Here is a 19,851-nt window from a genome sequence, read left to right on the forward strand (position 1 = left end):
TCATCGGGCGCGACGACCAGACTTCCGCAATTTCGTAAGGAGCAACCGAAACCATGGCGGTTTCCGTATCCCTTCCGGCGCTCGGCGAGAGCGTCACCGAGGGCACTGTCACCCGTTGGCTGAAGGCCGAGGGCGAGCGCGTCGAGGCCGACGAGCCGCTGCTCGAGGTGTCGACCGACAAGGTCGACACCGAGATCCCCTCCCCCGCCGCCGGCATCCTGGCCTCCATCAAGGTCGCCGAGGACGAGACGGTCGAGGTCGGCGCCGAGCTCGCCGTCATCGACGACGGCTCCGGCGACGCGGGCGGCTCGGCCGCCCCGGCGCAGGAGGAGGCCCCGGCCGCCCCCGCGCAGGAGGAGGCCCCGCAACAGGAGGCCCCCGCCCAGGCCGAGGCGCCCGCCGCCCCGGCGCAGTCCGGCGGTTCCGCCGAGGGCACCGAGGTCACCCTGCCCGCGCTCGGCGAGTCCGTCACCGAGGGCACCGTCACCCGCTGGCTGAAGGAGGTCGGCGAGGAGGTCGCGGCCGACGAGCCCCTCCTGGAGGTCTCGACGGACAAGGTCGACACCGAGATCCCCTCGCCGGTCGCGGGCGTGCTGCTCGAGATCGTCGTCGGTGAGGACGAGACCGCCGAGGTCGGCGCCAAGCTCGCCGTCATCGGTGCGCCCGGTGCCGCCCCGGCCCCGGCCAAGGAGGAGGCCCCGGCCGCCCCCGCGCAGCCCGAGGCCCCCAAGCAGGAGGCGCCGAAGCAGGAGGCCCCCAAGCAGGAGGCCCCGAAGCAGGAGGCCGCCCCGGCTCCCGCGCAGCCCGCCGCCCCGGCCCAGGCCCCGGCCGGCCCGGCGCAGCCCGCCGCCGCGGCCCCGGCTCCGGCCCAGCCGGCTCCGGCCGCGCCCGCCGCCCCCGCCCAGTCCACCCCGGCCGACGACGGCGCCTACGTGACCCCGCTGGTCCGTAAGCTCGCGTCCGAGAACGGCGTGAACCTCTCCGAGGTCAAGGGCACCGGCGTCGGCGGCCGCATCCGCAAGCAGGACGTCATCGCGGCCGCCGAGGCCAAGAAGTCGGCGCCGGCCCCGGCCGCCGCCCCTGCCGCCTCGAAGGCTCCGGCCCTGGAGGCCTCTCCGCTCCGTGGTCAGACCGTCAAGATGACCCGCATGCGCAAGGTCATCGGCGACAACATGATGAAGGCCCTGCACTCGCAGGCCCAGCTGACCTCGGTCGTCGAGGTCGACATCACCAAGCTGATGAAGCTGCGCGCCAAGGCGAAGGACTCCTTCGCGGCCCGCGAGGGCGTCAAGCTCTCGCCGATGCCGTTCTTCGTCAAGGCCGCCGCCCAGGCGCTGAAGGCCCACCCGGTCGTCAACGCCCGGATCAACGACGACGAAGGCACCATCACGTACTTCGACTCGGAGAACATCGGCATCGCCGTGGACGCCGAGAAGGGTCTGATGACGCCGGTCATCAAGGGCGCGGGCGACCTGAACATCGCCGGCATCTCCAAGAAGACCGCCGAGCTGGCCGGCAAGGCCCGTGGCGGTGGCCTCACCCCGGACGACATGTCCGGCGCCACCTTCACGATCTCCAACACCGGTTCGCGCGGCGCCCTGTTCGACACGGTCATCGTGCCGCCGAACCAGGCCGCGATCCTCGGCATCGGTGCCACGGTGAAGCGTCCGGTCGTCATCAACCACCCGGACCTCGGCGAGACCATCGCCGTCCGTGACATGACGTACCTGTCGCTCTCCTACGACCACCGTCTGGTGGACGGCGCGGACGCCGCCCGTTACCTGACCGCGGTCAAGGCGATCCTGGAGGCCGGCGAGTTCGAGGTCGAGCTCGGCCTGTAGTCACGGCCGCCCCCGGGCGGCTGTAAGACTCGTCTCATCAGCGCGTACGCCCCCGTCCGGAGTTATCCGGGCGGGGGCATCGCCGTATTGTCTAGGGGTCACCACGCCCTGGGGCGCCTGCCTGCCCCTGCCTGAGGAGCCCACATGACCGCGCCCGTCGTTCACTCGCTGCGCGAACAGATCCGCGAGCACATCGTGGAGGGGATCGTCAGCGGGCGCTGGAAGCCGGGCGAGCGGATCGTGGAGCGCCGGATCGCCGTCGAGCTGGAGGTCTCGCAGACTCCCGTGCGGGAGGCGCTGCGCGAGCTGGAGACGCTGCGGCTGATCGAGTCGGCGCCCAACAAGGGCGTACGCGTTCGCAATCTCTCCGCCGCCGACCTGGAGGAGAGCTACCCCGTGCGGGCCGGCCTGGAGGCCATCGCCGCCGAGCTGGCGGCGGAGCGTCTTGCCGAGGACTGCACGGCCCTGGACCCGCACGTCGCGGCGCTCTACGAGGCGGACCGGGCCGCCGACGGCACCGCCCAGGTGCGGCACACCGTCGCCTTCCACCGCGAACTGGTGCGGGCCGCGGACAACTCCGTCCTCCTGCACACCTGGGAGGGGCTCGGCATCGAGGTCTTCACGGCGCTGTCCATCCGCTGGCTCGGCACGGTCCAGCAGTCGTACGCGGAGGAGCACGAGGCCCTGGTCTCCGCGTTCCGGCGCCGCGATCCCGCCATCGCCGAGCTGGTCAAGGCGCACGTGCTGGGCTGCGCGCCGCGCCCCTGACCTGCCGCGAGAGCCCTGCGCGGGGGCCGGCGCTCATCCGTGGGCGACCCGCTCATACGTGCTCCCACCTGCGGTAACCCTTCAAATCAAAGGCACCGCGTGCCCGCATTAATGGCACCGGATGCCTACTTTCTCGATCTGGAGGAGTTTCTGCCTTCAACCCTTTGATCGATCATCGATCACGGAGTTACAGTCTCCGACGGGCTCACACCAGAGCTTCACGCCCTGTCCTGCCAAAGACACCGGGCACCCCCACCCCTTACCGAACAGGGGACCCCCTCCGACTCAGGAAGGCGGCGCAATGACCGACCCCTCCGCAATCCAGCCGAGCGAGCTCGACCAGCTCCCGGACCGCGACCCCGAGGAGACCGCCGAATGGCAGGCCTCCCTGGACGCCGTCACCGAGGCGGCCGGGCCGCACCGTGCCGCGTACCTGATGCGCCGCACGCTGGAGCGCGCCGAGGGCGCGGGCCTGGCGCTGCCCAAGCTCCTCGAGACCGACTACGTCAACACCATCCCCACCTCCGCCGAGCCGTCCGTCGGCGAGATCGGCGGCGATGAGGAGCTGGAGCGGAAGATCACCGCGTGGAACCGCTGGAACGCGGCCGCGATGGTCACCCGCGGTTCCAAGCACGGCGTCGGCGGCCACATAGCGACCTTCGCGTCCGCGGCCTGGCTGTACGAGACCGGCTTCAACCACTTCTTCAAGGGCAAGGAGTCCCAGGAGGCTCCCGGCTCCGGTGACCAGCTCTACATCCAGGGCCACGCCTCCCCCGGCATCTACGCCCGCGCCTTCCTCGACGGCCGCCTGAACGAGGCGCAGCTCGACAACTTCCGCCAGGAGGCCGGCGGCAACGGCCTCCCCTCGTACCCGCACCCGCGCCGCCTGCCCTGGCTGTGGGAGTTCCCGACCGTCTCCATGGGTCTGGGCCCGCTCTCCGCCATCTACCAGGCCCGCTTCAACCGGTACCTCACCAACCGCGGCATCAAGGACGTCTCCGCCTCGCACGTGTGGGCGTTCCTCGGTGACGGCGAGATGGACGAGCCCGAGTCGACGGCGGCCCTCGCACTGGCCGCGCGTGAGGGTCTCGACAACCTCACGTACGTCATCAACTGCAACCTGCAGCGCCTCGACGGCCCGGTCCGCGCCAACTTCCGCGTGGTCCAGGAGCTGGAGGCGCAGTTCCGCGGCGCCGGCTGGAACGTCATCAAGGTCCTGTGGGGCAACGCCTGGGACGAGCTGTTCCAGCTCGACACCACCGGCGCCCTGGTCCGCCGCCTGCGCGAGGTGCCGGACGCGCAGTTCCAGACGTACGCGACGCGGGACGCCGCCTACATCCGCGAGCACTTCTTCGGCGCCGAGCCCGCCCTCGTCGAGCTGGGCAAGCTGCTCAGTGACGACAAGATCAGCGAGTGTTTCCACCTCTCGCGCGGCGGCCACGAGGCCCGCAAGGTCTACGCGGCCTACCGTGCGGCGCTGACCCACACGGGCGCGCCGACCGTGATCCTCGCGCAGACGGTCAAGGGCTTCACCCTCGGCAAGGGCTTCGAGTCCAAGAACGCCAACCACCAGATGAAGAAGCTCACGGTGGACGAGTTCAAGGACATGCGCGACCTCCTCGAACTGCCCATCCCGGACAGCGACTTCGTCGACGGCCAGGTGCCCTACGGCCACCCCGGCGCCGACTCCCCCGAGGTCCGCTACCTCCAGGAGCGCCGCGCGGCCCTCGGCGGTCCGGCCCCGGCCCGCCGCACGCAGCCGCTCGCGCCGCTGCCCGCCGCCGCGGACAAGACCTTCGCCTCCTTCGACAAGGGCTCCGGCTCGCAGTCGGTGGCGACGACCATGGCGTTCGTCCGCCTGGTCAAGGATCTCGTACGGGACAAGCAGACCGGCAAGCGCTGGGTGCCGATCGTCCCCGACGAGGCGCGCACCTTCGGCATGGAGTCGCTCTTCCCCTCGCTCGGCATCTACTCGCCCAAGGGCCAGACGTACGAGCCGGTCGACCGCGACCAGCTGATGTACTACAAGGAGGCCAAGGACGGCCAGATCCTCAACGAGGGGATCACCGAGGCCGGTTCCATGGCGGACTTCATCGCCGCGTCCACGTCGTACGCGACGCACGGCGAAGCGATGATCCCCTTCTACATCTTCTACTCGATGTTCGGCTGGCAGCGCACCGCCGACCAGATGTGGCAGCTCGGCGACCAGCTCGGCCGCGGCTTCCTGGTCGGGGCCACGGCGGGCCGCACGACGCTGACGGGTGAGGGTCTGCAGCACGCGGACGGCCACTCGCCGGTGATCGCCGCGACCAACCCGGCCGCGCTCTCCTACGACCCGGCGTTCGCCTACGAGATCGCCGCGATCGTCAAGGACGGTCTGCGCCGCATGTACGGCGAGGCCGCCCCGGGTGAGGACCAGAACGTCTTCTACTACCTCACCGTCTACAACGAGCCGATGCCGCAGCCCGCGAAGCCCGCGGGTGTCGACGAGGGCATCGTCAAGGGCCTGTACCGCTTCAACACGGCGGAGTCGGCGGGTCTTTCCCCGGCCGCCAACGCCTCGCGCATCCAGCTGATCGGTTCGGGTACGGCCATCCACTGGACCCTCGCGGCCCAGAAGATGCTCGCCGAGGAGTGGGGCGTGGCCGCCGACGTGTGGTCCGCGACGTCCTGGACCGAGCTGCGCCGTGACGCCCTGGAGGCCGACGAGGCCCTCCTGCGCGGCGAGGAGCGGATTCCCTACGTGCGCCAGGCACTTGAGGGTGCGCAGGGTCCCGTGCTCGCCGTCTCCGACTACATGCGGCAGGTCCCCGACCAGATCGCGCAGTGGGTCGAGCAGGACTACTCCTCGCTCGGCGCGGACGGCTTCGGCCTCTCCGACACGCGGGACGCGGCGCGGCGCCACTTCGGCATCGACGCGGAGTCGATCGTCGTCGCCTCGCTGGCGCAGCTCGCCCGCCGCAGTGAGGTTCCCGCTTCCGCGGTGAAGGAAGCGCGCGCCAAGTATGGGCTCTAGCCCTTCGGCCTGATGCGGGCCCCCGTCCACTCCCTCGTCGGGAGTGGACGGGGGCCCGTTCCCGTCACCGGTAGCGAGCGGCCATCCGCCTGGACGCCTCCGTGAAGCGTGCTCGCAGGGACGGCGGGGCCAGCACCTCCGCCTCCGGGCCGAGCGCCATGAGCTGGGTGTAGGCCACCGTTTCGTTCTCCACCGGGAGCGTCAGCGTGACGCGGCCCTGGTCGTCCGGGGGGCCTGCCGCCTCCAGGGACTCCCGTACGGAGACGGCGTCGACCGCGTACGGGAGGTGGCGGACGCCCGCCTCGGAGAGGCGCACCACCACCTCGGCCCGCAGGATCGCGCGGGCGAACTGCTCGGCCCGCTCGTCCCAGAAGCCCGGCAGGTCGAACTCCTCGTCGCGTACGAAGCGTTCCCCGTCGGCCTCGACAGCGGTGAAGCGGTCGACGCGGTACACCCGGTACCCGCCGAACGCGTCCGACGCCTCGGGCACCCGCGCGCACAGGTACCAGACCCCGGCCTTGAGCACGAGCCCGTACGGCTCCAACTCCCGCTCCACCTCGGCGTTCTCGCGCCGGTAGCGGGCGGTGACGCGCCGGTCGTCCCAGACGGCGTCGGCCAGCGGGGGCAGCAGCTCCGGCGCGGGGATGTCCTTGAACCACCCCGGCGCGTCCAGGTGGAACCGCTGCGACGCGTTCTGCGAGGCGTCGCGCAGGGAGGGCATCAGCGCCGCCGACACCTTCAGGCGTGCCGCGGACGCCGCGTCCTGAAGGCCCATCTCGCGCAGCGCGCCCGGCACCCCGGAGAGGAACAGCGCCTCGGCCTCGCTGCGCCCGAGTCCGGTCAGCCGCGTGCGGTACCCGCCGACGAGCCGGTAGCCGCCGGCCCGCCCCCGGTCCGCGTAGACCGGGACGCCGGCCTCCGAGAGGGCCTGCGCGTCCCGGGTGATGGTCCGCTCGGAGACCTCCAGTTCGGCGGCGAGCTCGGCGGCGGTCATCGACGGCCGGGCCTGGAGCAGGAGCACCATCTTGATGAGGCGGGCAGCGCGCATGGGCCCATGATGCTCTCCGGCGGCCCGGGTCCGCCCTACCGGTAGCCCGTGACGTCGGCGGTCGGGCTCTCCTGGTCGACCTCGGTGAGATAGCGCCAGGCGTCCGGCGCGGAGCCGTCGACGTCGGTGAAGCCGTACTCCTTCGCCAGTCCGCCGCTGGAGAGCGAGGCGCCGTTGTGCCGGGCCACGCCGGGGTCGGCGGCGAGCGCGACCAGCGCCCGGCCCACGAACGCCGGCGTCTCGGAGATCGCGAAGTGCGGGTTCTGCGCGCAGCCCGCGCGCCAGTTCTCCTCGGTCACCTTGAAGTAGGTGTCGAGCATCGCCTCGGAGCGCAGCCAGCCGGGGGTCAGACAGAGCGCCGTGCAGCCGTACTCCGCGAGCTCCTCGGCGAGGCCGCGCGCCATGCGCAGCGGGGCCGCCTTGGCGAGGTCGTAGTAGAAGGGCTTGCGGTAGGTGGGGCCGTTGTACGTAGCCGTCCCGTCGGTGACCTCGACGACCAGGCCGCCGGGGTTCCTGATGAGCAGCGGCAGCGCGTACCGGCTGGTGACGATGTGGGTCTCGATGCCGAGGCGCAGGATGCGCAGCCCCTTGTCGAGGTCGTGCTCCCACATCTTCTTGTCCCACTCGACGTGCAGGTCGCCGCCCCAGATGTCGTTGACGAGGATGTCCAGGCGGCCCCGCTCGCGGTCGATCCGTTCCACGAGGGCCTCGACCTGGCGGGGTTCCAGGTGGTCGGTGGGGACGGCGACGCCCCGGCCGCCCGCGGCGTCGACCAGTTCGGCGGTCTCCTCGATGGTCTCGGTGCTGCGGCCGGTCTCGCTGACGTGCGCGCGGGTGGTGCGGCCCGTCACGTACACGGTGGCGCCGGCGCGGCCGAGCTCCACGGCCATGGCGCGGCCCGCGCCGCGCGTGGCGCCCGCGACGAGGGCGGTCTTTCCGGTCAGGGGCTGTTCCGTGTGCAGGCTGTCGGCGTCCGTGTTCGGGCTCTTGGCTTCCATGTTCTTGACGCTTCCACCAAAAGCCGACATCTCCTGTCGGTTTTTCCACGGGCATGTGCGCGGATAACGAGACAGCCGCATTCCGGCGTACTCCGCGTGCGCCCCCACTCTCCAGGACCGATGCTGGACGCGTGATGGACGAGACGGAGTTCTGGGAGATCGTGGACAGCACCCGCGAGGCCGCCGGCGGCGACCCCGAGGACCACGCCGAGCTGCTCGTCGAGAGACTGCTGCAGTCGGACCCCGACTCCGTCCTCGACTTCGCCCGTCACTTCGAGGCGCGCTACAACCGCGCCTACCGCTGGGATCTGTGGGGGGCGGCCTGGGTGCTGCTCGGCGGCGCGAGCGACGACGCCTTCGACTACTTCCGGTGCTGGCTGATCGGGCAGGGCCGGGAGGTCTTCGAGGGCGCGGTGCACGATCCGGACGCGCTCGCCGACCTCCTGGACGACTTCGACGAGGAGCTGGACGGCGACGGCGAGGAGCTCGGCTACGCCGCGGACGAGGCGTACGAGCAGCTCACCGGCGACGTCGCGCCGGACCTCGGCATCCCGGCGGCCCCGGCGGAGCCGGAGGGCACGCCGCTCGACCTCGAGGACGAGGCGGTGCTGGCGCGGAGCTATCCGAAGCTGTGGGAGCGCTTCATGGCGGACTGACCCGGCGCCGGCCCACCGGAGCCGTCCTCCGGCTCAGAAGTGGGTGCCGCCGTCGACGCGTATCTCCGTGCCGGTGATGAAGCGTCCGTCGTCCGAGGCGAGCATCGCGACGACGGACGCGACGGTCTCGGGACCCGCGAAGCCCTGGCCGAGCGCGGGGGCGAGCTTCACGAAGAGGCTCATGTCGGCGTCCGCGGGCAGGCCGGGGCCGACGCTCCGCCGGCTGGCACCGGAGCCGTCGGTCATGCCGGAGGAGATGGAACCGGGCTGCACGGCGGTGAAACGGATGCCCTGCTTCGCGTACTCGGCGGCGAGGGCGTGCGTCATGGACTGGATGCCGCCCTTGCTCGCCGCGTAGGCGGCCATGTACGGGTGGGCGAACGCAGCGGACGTGGAGCTGAAGTTGACCACGGCGGGGCCGTTGCCCTGGAGGAGCGCCGGGACGGCCTCGCGGATCATCAGGAAGGTGCCGGTGAGGTTGACGGCGACGACCTGGTTGAAGGCTTTCAGGGTGGTCTCGTGGGTGTGCGAGGAGCGCAGGATGCCGGCGGCGTTGACCAGGACGTCGAGGCCGCCGAGCGCGGCGGTGGCGGCGGCGACGCCCGCGCGGACGGAGGCCTCGTCGGCGATGTCCACGACGAGGGTGGTGAGGCGGTCCGCGGCGGGGCCCGCCTCGGCGAGGGTGTCGGCGAGGCCGTCCTCGCTGACGTCGGCGGCGACGACGTGGCCGCCCTCGGCGAGCAGGCGCAGGACGGTGGCCTGGCCGATGCCGGAGCCGCCACCGGTGACGAGGGCGCGGCGGCCTGCGTAGCGGGTGAGGGCGGGTGCGGGGCTCTGCGTGCTGTTCTCCGGCATGGGGGTGCTCTCCGACATGGGGTGTTCTCCGGCTCTCTCGCGGCGGTACGGCGTGTGCTGTCGCGTTACACGGTACGCCTGGGTGGCACGTTGTGCCAGGTTGTCCTTTCGTGCCTGGCTGGCGCACTGGGCCTACACTGCACAGGATGAGCACCCTCACGGAGCGCCGCAGACAGGCCACCCAACTGGAGATCGCGCAGGCTGCGGCCGAGCTCTTCACGGCGCACGGGACGGACGGCACCACGGCCGAGGCCATCGCGGACCGGGCCGGGGTCGCGCTGCGCACCTTCTACCGGTACTTCCGCGGCAAGCAGGACGCGGTGGGCCCGCTGCTCGCCGTCGGCGGTGACCGGTGGCGGGCGCTGCTCGCCGCGAGCGAGCCGGGCGCGGATCCGGCGGGGGCGCTGCGGAACGCGGTGGCGCGGGTGCTGGCCGCGCCGGACGAGGCCGCCGCGGCGGGGCTGCGGCAGACCCGCGGGCTGCTCCGCGCGGCCGCGGACGACCCGGCGCTACGGGCGGTCTGGTACCGCGTGAACCAGGAGTCGGAGGAGAAGCTCCGCCCGGTCGTCGCGGAGCTCGCGGGCGCGGACGCGGGTGCGCTGCCGGTGCGCCTGGCGGCCGCCGCGGCGACGGACGCGATCCGGCTGGCCCTGGAGGCATGGGCGGAGTCGGACGCCGACGTACGGGGCCCGGACTCCCCGGCGGACCTCGCGACCCGGTGCCTGCGGGAACTCACGGGCGGCATGGCTCTGCTGACCTAGAGCGGACCGGGGGCCGGGTGCCGGTCGTCCCGGGGCGGGCCACGGGAGGCGGGCGCCATCGAGGGCCGGGGCGCGCCGCGGGTGCGCCGGGAGCCGGGGCGAGGCCCTGGTGTGGCAGGAGCTGAGGCGTCGCCCGGTGCGCCGGGGGCCGGGGCGAGGCCCTGGTGTGGCAGAAGCTGAGGTGTCGCCCGGTGCGCCGGGGGCCGGGGCGCGGCGCGGTCCCCGGCGAACTCGCCGGTCCTGGCTTCCTCGGACGGCGTCCGGCCCCCCTCAGGCCACCCGGCCCCCCGGCCCATCCGGCAGCCCTCGCCCCGCCTCCGTGGTGCTCCCCCCGCACGGTCCCGGTGCGAAGACCATCACCGTCACGTCGTCCCGTACCCGGCCCGCGTAGGCCACCACGTCCTTCCACAGGTGTTCCGCCAGGCCTCCCGGGTCGTCCAGGAGGGCCGGGTCCGTCTTGAGGAAGCCGCTGAGGCGGTCGATCAAGGGGTAGAAGACGCCGGTCGCGTCCCGCGCCTCGCTCACCCCGTCCGTCAGGCCGAGCAGCAGGTCGCCGGCGAGCAGCGGAACCGTCAGCTCCTCCGGCGGGGCCACCCCCGCGATGCCCAGGCCGAGCGGCGCGCCCGCCTCGACGTCCAGTTCGCTGACCTGTGAGCCGCGCAGCACCAGTGGCGGCGGGTGACCGCAGGAGACCACGCGGACGACGGAGGCGTCGTCCGGGAACTCCAGGAGCACCGCCGTCGCGAACAGCTCCGCATGCTCCTGCCCGGCCGAGTCCACCACGAGCCTGCGGTCCAGCTGGGCGGCGACCCCCACCAGGTCCGCCTTGTCGAGGACCGCCTCCCGGAACGCCCCGAGCAGCGCGGCGACCGTGCCGACCGCCGCGAGCCCGTGCCCCTGGACGTCGCCGACCAGGGCGCGGACGCCGCCCGGCCCCCGCCGTACGTCGAAGAAGTCGCCGCCCACCAGCGACTCGTGCTGCGCCGCCTCGTACAGGCCCGCGCACCGCACCCGACCCACCTGCTCCTGGAGCGGGGGCAGCACCGCGAACTGGGCCGCCTCGGCGACGGTGCGGACCGTCACGAGCTGCGCCTCGCGGCGGCTGCGCACCCACGCGAAGACCACGCTGAGCAAGGCGATGAAGGTGATCGTCAGCTCGTCGCTGTTGCCCGGCCTGCCGAGGCCGAGGTCCGGCAGGGACAGCAGCCCGACCACCGCGCCGCCGAGCACGGCGGTCGCGCCGGGCCCGTAGGAGAGCGCGGCCAGCGGCGGCACGGCGGCGACCAGGAAGCTGAGGTCGACCGTCTTCGGGGTGACCAGCTGGACCAGGAAGATCACGACGAGCAGCAACGGCGGAGGCCAGCGCACCCAGCGCGGAGGTGGCGTCCCACGCAGCAGCCAGTCACGCTGGTCCGCGTCGCGCCGTCTGGCCGCAGCCCTGATCATCTCTTCACGCTCCTACGCGCTCGGCGACCCCGCACCCCGGGCCGGTCCGTCGGGTGCGGGACGCCGGAAGGCGCCGCGCCCGTGAAAGTCGTTGAAGGCAGGAAGGCAGGAGGCAGGAAGGCGGGAAAGGGAGGGAGGACGGCAGGAAAGGTGGGGCGACGGGCTACGCGCTCACAGGAGGCGGCCCATCAGGACGTCGTCCACGTACACACCGTCGAGCAGGAACTCGCCGGGCAGCACCCCCTCGATGACGAACCCCTCGGCCTCGTACAACTTCCGCGCCGGCGTGTTGTGCCCGAGGACGCGCAAAGTTATGCGCACCGCGCCCTGCCGGCGCGCCTCGTCCATGGCCGCCCGGATCAGTGTCCGGCCGATGCCCCGGCCGCGCACCTCCTCGGCGACGACGAAGCCCTGGATCTGCCGTACGTGCGCGTTGACCAGCAGCGGGGTGGGGAAGCCGAGCTTCACGTAGCCGACGATCCGCCCGTCGAGGACGGCGACCAGGTGGTCGTGGGGCCCGAAGCGGTCGTCGAAGAAGGGCTCGTAGGGCGGCTCGGGGCGCGGCTGGACCGCGTGCAGCGTGGACCAGGTGGCGCGGTCGAGGCGGGCGAGCTCGTCGTCGTCCTCGGGCCTGGCGGTACGTATGTGCATGTCCGACATGGCGCCACTGTACGGCGGCCGGGGCACCGGACGGCCCCGCTGCGCGGCGTCGAAACCGCGACCGGCCCACGCTGCGGCGCGGGCACCTTCCGGGGCGCACGGGGCAGGATGACCTCATGGAAACCACACAGGCACGCGTCGCCGTGGCCGGCTCCTCCGGGCTCATCGGTACGGCGCTCACGCGCTCCCTGGCCGCCGACGGGCACGAGGTGGTGCGCCTGGTGCGCAGGGCGCCCCGCGGGGCCGGCGAGGTGCGCTGGGACCCCCGGAAGGGGTACGTCGACACGGCCGGGCTCACCGGCTGCACGGCGGTCGTGAACCTCGCGGGCGCGGGCATCGGCGACCACCGCTGGACGGACGCGTACAAGCGGGAACTGCGGGACAGCCGGGTCCTCGGCACACGGGCGCTCGTCTCGGCGATGACCTCCCTCGACGAACCGCCGCGGGTCTTCGTGAACTCCAGCGCCATCGGCTACTACGGGGACACCGGGACGCGCGCCGTGGACGAGAGCGCCCCCGCGGGCCGGGGTTTCCTGCCGTCGCTGTGCGTGGAGTGGGAGGAGGCGACCGCGCCCGCGCGGGACGCGGGCATCCGTACCGTGCTGGCCCGCAACGGCCTGGTGATCGGCCGCGAGGGCGGCGCCTGGGGGCGCCTCTTCCCGCTCTTCAAGGCGGGGCTCGGCGGCCGTCTCGGCAACGGCCGGCAGTTCTGGAGCTGGATCTCGCTGTACGACGAGGTGGCGGCGATGCGGCACCTCATCGACACGGAGACGCTGTCCGGCCCGGTCAACCTCACGGCCCCCGACCCGCTCACCAACCGCGAGGTGACGGCCGCGATGGGGCGCGTGCTGCGCCGCCCCACGCTCTTCCCGGCCCCCGCGCCCGCGCTGCGTCTGGTGCTCGGCGAGATGGCGGGCGACGTCCTGGGCAGCCAGCGCGTCCTGCCGGCCCGCCTCCTGGAGTCCGGCTTCACCTTCACCTTCCCCGGCATCGACGAGGCGATCCGGGCTGCGCTGAGGTGAGCTGAGGTCCGGCGGCACGGCGGCCGGGTGCCTGCGGGACGGAGCGGCGCGGCGCGGGGCAGGACGGCGTGGCGTCGGGCTCGTCGTGCCCGTAGGGGTTGGCGGGCGCGGCCCGGCGTACGCCCCCGCCACGAAGCGGCCTCCCGCGTTCCGGTGGCTTCTCCCCGTGCGACCCGCGTGCGCCCGTGCCCGGTGCATGCGCGACTGCCCCGGACCGGAACCGCTCCTACCCTCGTGCCGAACTCGGGTATTCCAGAGCCCTGTCGGGGGCATGAGCCCCCCACAAGCCGCGCGACCTCGGGAGGGGCACGTGCCAGAGCCTGCGCACCATGCGGATGTCGTCATCGTGGGAGCCGGGGCCGCGGGGCTCTCGGCAGCGCATCGGCTGACCAGTGCCGGTGTCACGACCGTGGTCCTGGAGGCCGCCCCTCACGTCGGCGGCCGGATGTCGACCGAGAAGGTCGACGGATTCCGGCTCGACCGGATCGGGCAGCTCCTGACCACCTCGTATCCCGATCTGCGCCGCACCCCGGGACTCGACTCCCTCGTGCTGCGCCCCTTCGCCCCCGGCCTCCTGGTCCACAGCGACGGCCGCCACCACCGCGCCGCCGAGCCCCAGCCGGGACGGAGCGCGAAGGGCGCACTCACCGCGGCGCGCGCCCTCGCGAGCGCCCCTCTCGGGCCCGCGCGGGCCGCCCTGACGCCCGCGAGGAGCGCAGCCGGAACGGCGGGCCGGCCCGGGCCGCTCGGTGGCGCCCTCGATCAGGCACGGCTCGCCGCCGCTCTGGCCCGCCTCGCCGCGACCCCCGTCGAACGCCTGCTGTCCCGGCCCGAACTCCCGGCCGGGGACGCCCTCACCGCCCGCGGACTGCCCTCCCGCACCATCGACGGCTTTCTGCGCCCCCTGCTCTCCGCGCTGCTCTGCGATCCCGGCCTGACCACCTCCAGCCGGTGCGCGGACCTCGCCCTGCACTCCTTCGCGCGCGGCCGCCTCTGCGTCCCCGAGGGCGGCGCCGACGTCCTGCCCGACCTGCTCGCCGCCGCCCTGCCGCCGGGCACCGTCCGCACCGGCGTGCGCGTCACCTCGGTCTCCACCAGCTCCGTACGGACCGCCGGGCACGGGGAGTTCCGGTGCCGGGCCGTGCTGCTGGCCACCGACGCCCGCGCCGCCGCCGAACTGCTCCCCGGCCTGCGGGTGCCGCCCTTCCACGAGCTGACGGTGGTGCACCACACCGCGCCCGAGGCGCCGCTGGACGGGCCCGCGCTGCTCCTGGACGCCGACCGCGCGGGTCCGGTCGCGCACACCGCGGTGATCAGCCAGGTCGACCCGTCCCGGGCGCCCGCCGACCGCGTCCTGATCTCCTCGACGGTGCTCGGCCCGCCACCGGAGGAGGGCGCCGTCCGCGCCCACCTCGCCGCGCTGTACGGCACCCCGACGCACCGCTGGGAGCTGCTGGCCGTCCACCACACCCGGGAGGCCGTGCCCGCGATGCCGCCCCCGCACGACGCGCGCCGCCCGGTGCGGCTGCTCGCCGGGCTCTACGTATGCGGCGACCACCGGGACACCAGCACCGTTCAGGGCGCCCTGCACTCGGGGCGGCGGGCGGCCCACGCCTGCCTCACGGACCTCGGCATCACCCCCTCGTACGCCCAGGAGGCGCTGCCGACGGCGGCCTGACCCCTGCGAGGACAACTCCGGTGACCCGCCCGGCCCTTCGCACGCGGGCCGGGCCCCGGTGACCGGCGGGCCGGTGGCTCCGGCCCGCCGGGCCGCCTCAGCCGCCGGGCCGCCTCAGCCGAGCGCCGCGAGCCGGTCGTGGTAGCCGCGCACCGGCGCCGCGTCCCGGTAGGGCTCCAGGCGCCGCTCGAAGTCGCGCACGTACTCGTGGGCCCGCGCCGAGCGCATCTCCCCCGCCGCCTGCGCGGCCTCCGCGCCCAGCTGGCAGGCGTGCTCCAGCTCGCCGAGGCCGAGCCGCGCGGTGGCGAGGACCACCCGGCAGAAGAGCCGCGAGCGCGCGAACGCGGGGGCGCGCAGTTGCAGGGAGCGTTCGGCGTACTGGGCCGCGGCGCGGTACTGCTGGAGATCGCGGTAGCTGTGCCCGAACTCGTCCGCCAGCTGCGCCTCGTCGAAGAACCGCGCCCAGTGCGGCGCCTCGTCGCCCGGCCGCGCCGCCTCCAGCGACCGCTCGGCCCGGGCCAGGGCGGCCGTGCAGGCCCGCACCTCGCCGAGCACCCCGTGCCCGCGCGCCTCCGCCGCGTACAGCAGGGCCTGCACGACGTGCGGCGCCGCGGAGCCGACGCCCTGCTGGGCCACCCGCGCGAGCTGTACCGCCTCGCGCCCGTGCCCGAGATAGACGGCCTGGCGGCTCATGGTGACCAGGATGTACGAGCCGTAGGCCCGGTCCCCGGCGGCCTGCGCGAGGCGCAGCGCCTGGACGTAGTACCGCTGGGCGAGGCCGTGCGCCGCGATGTCGTACGAGGTCCAGCCGGCGAGCCGGGTGAGGTCGGCGGCGGCTGCGAAGAGCCGCCGGCCCGCCTGCTCGCCGTAGACACCGCGCAGCATCGGCTCGGCCTCGTGCTCCAGATAGCGGACCAGCGCCTGGCGCGCGTGCCCGCCGCCGTACGCGTGGTCGAGGGTGCGGAACAGCTCGCCCACGGAGCGCAGCGCCGCGATGTCGCCGTTGCTGACCCGCTGGCCGGGGCCGCGGTCGGGGCCCTGTCGCTGCCGGGGCACCGCGGGGCGGCCCTGGGCGGGTACCCGGGCGTGGGCCGGGTCGGTCTCGCCGCGGCCCACGCGTTCGTCGGCGCGGCCGATCAGCCAGTCCCGGCTGGGCACCACGAGCCCGGCCGGGGTGAAGGCGATCTTCCGCAGCTCGGCGTGGCTCCCGGAGTCCTTGCGCCACAGCCCGCCGACGATGTCGACGGCCTCTTCCGGGGTGGCCGCGAACTCCAGCCCCGCGTAGACCGGGGCGCAGGCGTCGAGGCCGAGGTCCTGGGCGGACAGGCGCCGCCCGAGCCGTCTGGTGAAGACCTCGGCGATCAGCGCTGGTGTGGTGCCTCTGGGCTGTTGACCGCGCAGCCACCGGGTCACGGATGTCTTGTCGTAACGCAGGTCGAGGCCGTGCTCGAGGCCCAGTTGATCGACGCGGCGGGCCAGGCCCGCGTTGGAGAATCCGGCTTCCGAGATGAGCGCGGCTAGCTGGCGGTTCGGGGTGCGCTGCGGGGGTCGTTCCGTCATCGGCTGTGCGGTCTCCTGCCTTCCGGACCTGCTGTGAGCAGCCCTTATGGCCTCGTGAACGGCGCGAATGTAACGGCCATCACAGCCGCTGAATGCATCTTCATCCGGCATTCATCCGATCGTGCGAGGAACCCGGGCCGAGGTTGTCGTCGAGTGGGGCCCGTACAGTGGCTGGGGCGCGATATGTGCACGGTGAACGTTCAGGGAGGCACCTGCCGTGAGTGAGTTTCGGTTCGTCCGGCTGGGCTTCGGCCCGGACTCCGTGGAGTACCAGGAGGCGTGGGACGAGCAGCGCCGTGTGCACGCCGCCCGCTTCGCGGACGAGGTGCCGGACACCTGCCTACTCCTGGAGCACCCGCCGGTCTATACGGCGGGCCGCCGCACCGAGGACAGCGAGCGCCCGCTGGACGGCACCCCCGTGGTGGACGTGGACCGCGGCGGCAAGATCACCTGGCACGGCCCCGGCCAGCTGGTGGGCTATCCCATCCAGAAGCTGCCCCGCCCGGTGGACGTCGTAGCACATGTGCGCCGCCTGGAAGAGGCACTTATCCGAACGTGCGCGGAGTTCGGTCTGGAGACCACCCGCGTCGAGGGCCGCAGCGGCGTCTGGGTGCTCGGCGACCCGGTGGAGCAGCGGCCGGCGCTCGGCGGGCTCTCCCTGGACTTCGACCCGCGCCTGCGGGACGACGAGTTCGACGCCCGCTTCAACGGCCCGGAGTACGCGCCGTCCAACGCGGGCCAGCGCCGCGAGGACCGCAAGATCGCCGCGATCGGCATCCGGGTCGCCAAGGGCGTGACGATGCACGGCTTCGCGCTGAACGTGAACCCGGACAACACCTGGTTCGACCGGATCATCCCGTGCGGCATCCGGGACGCGGGCGTGACGTCCCTCTCGTACGAACTGGGCCGGGAGATCACCATCGCCGACGTGCTGCCCGTCGCCGAGCGGCAGCTGCGCGAGATCCTGGAGAACGCGGAGCTCAAGCCGCGCCTCGTGGAGAAGCCCGCGGCGGGCGGGGAGCGGACCACGGAGCCGGCCTCCGCTTGAGAACGACCCCCGGTCCGGGGAATGCACCCCGTTGGCCAGAGGTTGGCCGGAAGTAAGACCGACGACATCACGGGCGTACCCTGGTGTGCGCCGCAGAATCGAAGTTACGCCAGCTAACAGGGAGCCGATGTGTCCGCAGTCGCACCCGACGGACGCAAGATGCTGCGCCTGGAGGTCCGGAACGCCCAGACCCCCATCGAGCGCAAGCCCGAGTGGATCAAGACCCGGGCGAAGATGGGCCCCGAGTACAACGCCCTGCAGAAACTCGTGAAGAGCGAGGGTCTGCACACGGTCTGCCAGGAGGCGGGCTGTCCGAACATCTACGAGTGCTGGGAAGACCGCGAGGCCACGTTCCTCATCGGCGGCGACCAGTGCACGCGGCGCTGTGACTTCTGCCAGATCGACACCGGCAAGCCGCAGGCCCTCGACCGCGACGAGCCCCGCCGCGTCGGCGAGTCCGTCGTCACGATGGACCTGAACTACGCCACGATCACCGGCGTCGCCCGCGACGACCTGGAGGACGGCGGCGCCTGGCTGTACGCGGAGACCGTGCGCCAGATCCACGCCATGACGGCGGAGCGCGCCGAGGGCTACACCAAGGTCGAGCTGCTCATCCCGGACTTCAACGCCGACCCCGACCAGCTGGCCGAGGTCTTCTCGTCCCGCCCCGAGGTCCTCGGGCACAACGTCGAGACGGTCCCGCGCATCTTCAAGCGCATCCGTCCCGGCTTCCGCTACGAGCGCTCCCTCGAGGTCATCACGAAGGCCCGCGAGGCGGGCCTGGTCACCAAGTCCAACCTGATCCTCGGCATGGGCGAGACCCGCGAAGAGGTCAGTGAGGCGCTGCGCCAGCTGCACGAGGCGGGCACCGAGCTCGTCACGATCACCCAGTACCTGCGGCCCACGCCGCGCCACCACCCCGTCGAGCGCTGGGTGAAGCCGGCCGAGTTCGTGGAGCTGAAGGAGGAGGCCGAGCAGATCGGCTTCTCGGGCGTCATGTCGGGCCCGCTGGTCCGCTCCTCGTACCGCGCGGGCCGCCTCTACCAGATGGCGATCGAGAAGCGCGGGGAGTACGTGGCGTCGCAGGCGGTGTGACGCGGGCACATGCCGCGGCGCGCGCCGCGGCGGCCCCGCCCCGCGTGGCGCCCGCGCCCGCTGTGTGAATCGGCGCACAAGCGACTACCGACTGGTACAAGCCGCAACGACGCGGTCCGTACGATCCCGCAGGTGACGGGGGTGTATGGGCCGCGTCAGTGTTTTGGGGCCCCGCGTCAGGGTTTCATCGGCGTTTGACCGCCCGGTCACGCGCTGGTAACACCAGTCAGTGACCCTGGTACTACCGCACGTAGACCCCAGGGTCATCCCTGGGGCCAGCGCCTCATCGCGCGGCGCCGGCACCAGCGCCTCACCGCACGAAGACCCCGGCACCACCGCCTCACCGCACGTACAGCCTTACCCCCAGCCGCTCCCCCACCCGAGCCGCTCTCCAGGAGGGCCCCATCATGCAGGCCGCGCCCGTTCGCGCCACGCAGGTTCGCACCACCGCCGCCCCCGTCCGCGCCACCGCCATCCCGTCCGTCGCCGACGCCCTGCGCGTCGTCGAGTCGCTGCTGCTGAGCGGCGGCCAGCGCACCGCCCGGCGCAACGCCTGGACCTCCGTCCTGGAGGACCGCCGCCGCGCCAAGGACAGGGTCGAGGCGCTGCGCGTGCTCGAGGAGTCCGTGACGGCGACCCGCACGTCGTAGCCGGCCCCGGGGGCACGTAGACTTCGCACCATGGCGAGGAAGGAATCCACCGCGGCGGATGCGGCCGCGGAGCCAGGGCGACTCAAGCAGATCGCTCTGACCTACAAGATGACCCGGCGGGCCGACTCCAAGATCGGCCTGATCATCGCGGCGGTGGGAATTGTCACCTTCGGTGTCTTCCTCGCGATCGGCTTCTTGATCGGCCACCCGGTCTACCTGGGCATTCTCGGCTTCCTGCTCGCCTTCCTCGCGATGGCGATCGTCTTCGGACGCAGGGCCGAGCGTGCCGCCTTCGGGCAGATGGAGGGCCAGCCCGGCGCGGCGGCCGCGGTGCTCGACAAGATCGGCCGCGGCTGGACGACGACCCCCGCGGTCGCGATGAACCGCAGCCAGGACGTGGTGCACCGCACCGTCGGCAAGCCGGGCATCGTCCTGGTCGCCGAGGGCAACCCGAACCGCGTGAAGGGCCTGCTGGCCGCCGAGAAGCGGAAGATGGCGCGCATCGTGGCGGACGTCCCGGTGCACGACGTCATCGTCGGCACCACGGCCGACACGGTCTCGCTGAAGAAGCTGCGCACGACGCTCCTGAAGCTCCCCCGCGTCCTCACCGGCCCGCAGGTCACGGCGACCAACGACCGGCTGCGCGCGATGGGGGACCTCATGTCGAACATGCCGTTGCCAAAGGGTCCGATGCCGAAGGGCATGCGGATGCCTCGCGGCGGCCCGAAGGGGAAGTAACCGCTTCTCCG

General features: G+C 73.0%; 17 protein-coding genes. 11 read left to right on the forward strand and 6 right to left on the reverse strand.

Going from position 1 to position 19,851, the window contains the following annotated elements; translation table 11 throughout:
- The first annotated feature begins 53 nt into the window (after positions 1 to 53).
- The 3 genes from sucB (at position 54) to aceE (ending at position 5,625) form a co-directional block, all read left to right on the forward strand.
- On the forward strand, positions 54 to 1,841 hold the full coding sequence (gene sucB, locus ACZ6B8_RS00105; protein ID WP_471605798.1) for a 2-oxoglutarate dehydrogenase, E2 component, dihydrolipoamide succinyltransferase: 1,788 nt from the start codon (positions 54 to 56) through the stop codon (positions 1,839 to 1,841).
- A gap of 144 nt (positions 1,842 to 1,985) precedes the next feature.
- Entirely contained in the window at positions 1,986 to 2,609 is a 624-nt protein-coding gene (locus ACZ6B8_RS00110) for a GntR family transcriptional regulator (RefSeq protein WP_471075195.1), read from the forward strand.
- A gap of 301 nt (positions 2,610 to 2,910) precedes the next feature.
- A complete protein-coding gene (gene aceE / locus ACZ6B8_RS00115) occupies positions 2,911 to 5,625 on the forward strand; it encodes a pyruvate dehydrogenase (acetyl-transferring), homodimeric type (RefSeq protein ID WP_471605799.1) in 2,715 nt (904 codons plus the stop codon).
- 64 nt (positions 5,626 to 5,689) lie between these two features.
- Here the strand turns inward: aceE and ACZ6B8_RS00120 are convergent, their stop codons facing one another.
- A complete protein-coding gene (locus ACZ6B8_RS00120; protein WP_471605800.1) occupies positions 5,690 to 6,673 on the reverse strand; it encodes a helix-turn-helix transcriptional regulator in 984 nt (327 codons plus the stop codon).
- A 35-nt stretch (positions 6,674 to 6,708) separates the two neighbouring features.
- Complete coding sequence (locus ACZ6B8_RS00125; protein WP_471075186.1) at positions 6,709 to 7,671, reverse strand: SDR family oxidoreductase; 963 nt, start codon at positions 7,669 to 7,671, stop codon at positions 6,709 to 6,711.
- 134 nt (positions 7,672 to 7,805) lie between these two features.
- On the opposite strand from ACZ6B8_RS00125, the gene ACZ6B8_RS00130 reads away from it, so the two are divergent.
- Positions 7,806 to 8,327 (forward strand): DUF4240 domain-containing protein, encoded by a 522-nt coding sequence (locus ACZ6B8_RS00130; protein WP_471076465.1) that lies wholly within the window; start codon positions 7,806 to 7,808, stop codon positions 8,325 to 8,327.
- 33 nt (positions 8,328 to 8,360) lie between these two features.
- On the opposite strand, the gene ACZ6B8_RS00135 is transcribed toward ACZ6B8_RS00130, so the two are convergent.
- Positions 8,361 to 9,200 (reverse strand): SDR family NAD(P)-dependent oxidoreductase, encoded by an 840-nt coding sequence (locus ACZ6B8_RS00135; RefSeq protein WP_471605801.1) that lies wholly within the window; start codon positions 9,198 to 9,200, stop codon positions 8,361 to 8,363.
- Between the two features lie 128 nt (positions 9,201 to 9,328).
- Between ACZ6B8_RS00135 and ACZ6B8_RS00140 the strand changes: the two genes are divergently transcribed.
- Positions 9,329 to 9,943: a TetR/AcrR family transcriptional regulator gene (locus ACZ6B8_RS00140; protein WP_471075180.1), complete on the forward strand. Its 615-nt coding sequence runs from the start codon at positions 9,329 to 9,331 to the stop codon at positions 9,941 to 9,943.
- 270 nt (positions 9,944 to 10,213) lie between these two features.
- Here the strand turns inward: ACZ6B8_RS00140 and ACZ6B8_RS00145 are convergent, their stop codons facing one another.
- Positions 10,214 to 11,389 (reverse strand): PP2C family protein-serine/threonine phosphatase, encoded by a 1,176-nt coding sequence (locus tag ACZ6B8_RS00145; protein ID WP_471075177.1) that lies wholly within the window; start codon positions 11,387 to 11,389, stop codon positions 10,214 to 10,216.
- A 171-nt stretch (positions 11,390 to 11,560) separates the two neighbouring features.
- On the reverse strand, positions 11,561 to 12,049 hold the full coding sequence (locus tag ACZ6B8_RS00150) for a GNAT family N-acetyltransferase (protein ID WP_471075174.1): 489 nt from the start codon (positions 12,047 to 12,049) through the stop codon (positions 11,561 to 11,563).
- 116 nt (positions 12,050 to 12,165) lie between these two features.
- Here ACZ6B8_RS00150 and ACZ6B8_RS00155 point away from each other — a divergent pair, with 116 nt between their 5' ends.
- Positions 12,166 to 13,071, forward strand: a complete 906-nt coding sequence (locus ACZ6B8_RS00155) for a TIGR01777 family oxidoreductase (RefSeq protein WP_471605802.1) — start codon at positions 12,166 to 12,168, stop codon at positions 13,069 to 13,071.
- A gap of 310 nt (positions 13,072 to 13,381) precedes the next feature.
- Entirely contained in the window at positions 13,382 to 14,749 is a 1,368-nt protein-coding gene (locus ACZ6B8_RS00160; RefSeq protein WP_471605803.1) for an NAD(P)/FAD-dependent oxidoreductase, read from the forward strand.
- A gap of 114 nt (positions 14,750 to 14,863) precedes the next feature.
- Here ACZ6B8_RS00160 and ACZ6B8_RS00165 read toward each other — a convergent pair whose 3' ends face one another.
- Entirely contained in the window at positions 14,864 to 16,309 is a 1,446-nt protein-coding gene (locus tag ACZ6B8_RS00165) for a regulator (protein ID WP_471605804.1), read from the reverse strand.
- A 217-nt stretch (positions 16,310 to 16,526) separates the two neighbouring features.
- Between ACZ6B8_RS00165 and lipB the strand changes: the two genes are divergently transcribed.
- From lipB to ACZ6B8_RS00185, 4 genes are all read left to right on the forward strand, one after another.
- Positions 16,527 to 17,357, forward strand: coding sequence for a lipoyl(octanoyl) transferase LipB (gene lipB / locus ACZ6B8_RS00170; protein ID WP_471075162.1), 831 nt, complete (start codon positions 16,527 to 16,529; stop codon positions 17,355 to 17,357).
- 129 nt (positions 17,358 to 17,486) lie between these two features.
- Positions 17,487 to 18,452, forward strand: coding sequence for a lipoyl synthase (locus tag ACZ6B8_RS00175; protein ID WP_471075159.1), 966 nt, complete (start codon positions 17,487 to 17,489; stop codon positions 18,450 to 18,452).
- A 407-nt stretch (positions 18,453 to 18,859) separates the two neighbouring features.
- Entirely contained in the window at positions 18,860 to 19,102 is a 243-nt protein-coding gene (locus ACZ6B8_RS00180) for an SCO2195 family GlnR-regulated protein (RefSeq protein WP_471075156.1), read from the forward strand.
- Positions 19,103 to 19,132: 30 nt separating this feature from the next.
- The gene (locus tag ACZ6B8_RS00185) at positions 19,133 to 19,840 is read left to right on the forward strand and encodes a DUF4191 domain-containing protein (protein ID WP_471075153.1); all 708 of its coding nucleotides are present in this window, start codon (positions 19,133 to 19,135) and stop codon (positions 19,838 to 19,840) included.
- The last annotated feature ends 11 nt before the right edge of the window (positions 19,841 to 19,851 follow it).

The organism is Streptomyces sp. NPDC041122, from assembly GCF_055592445.1.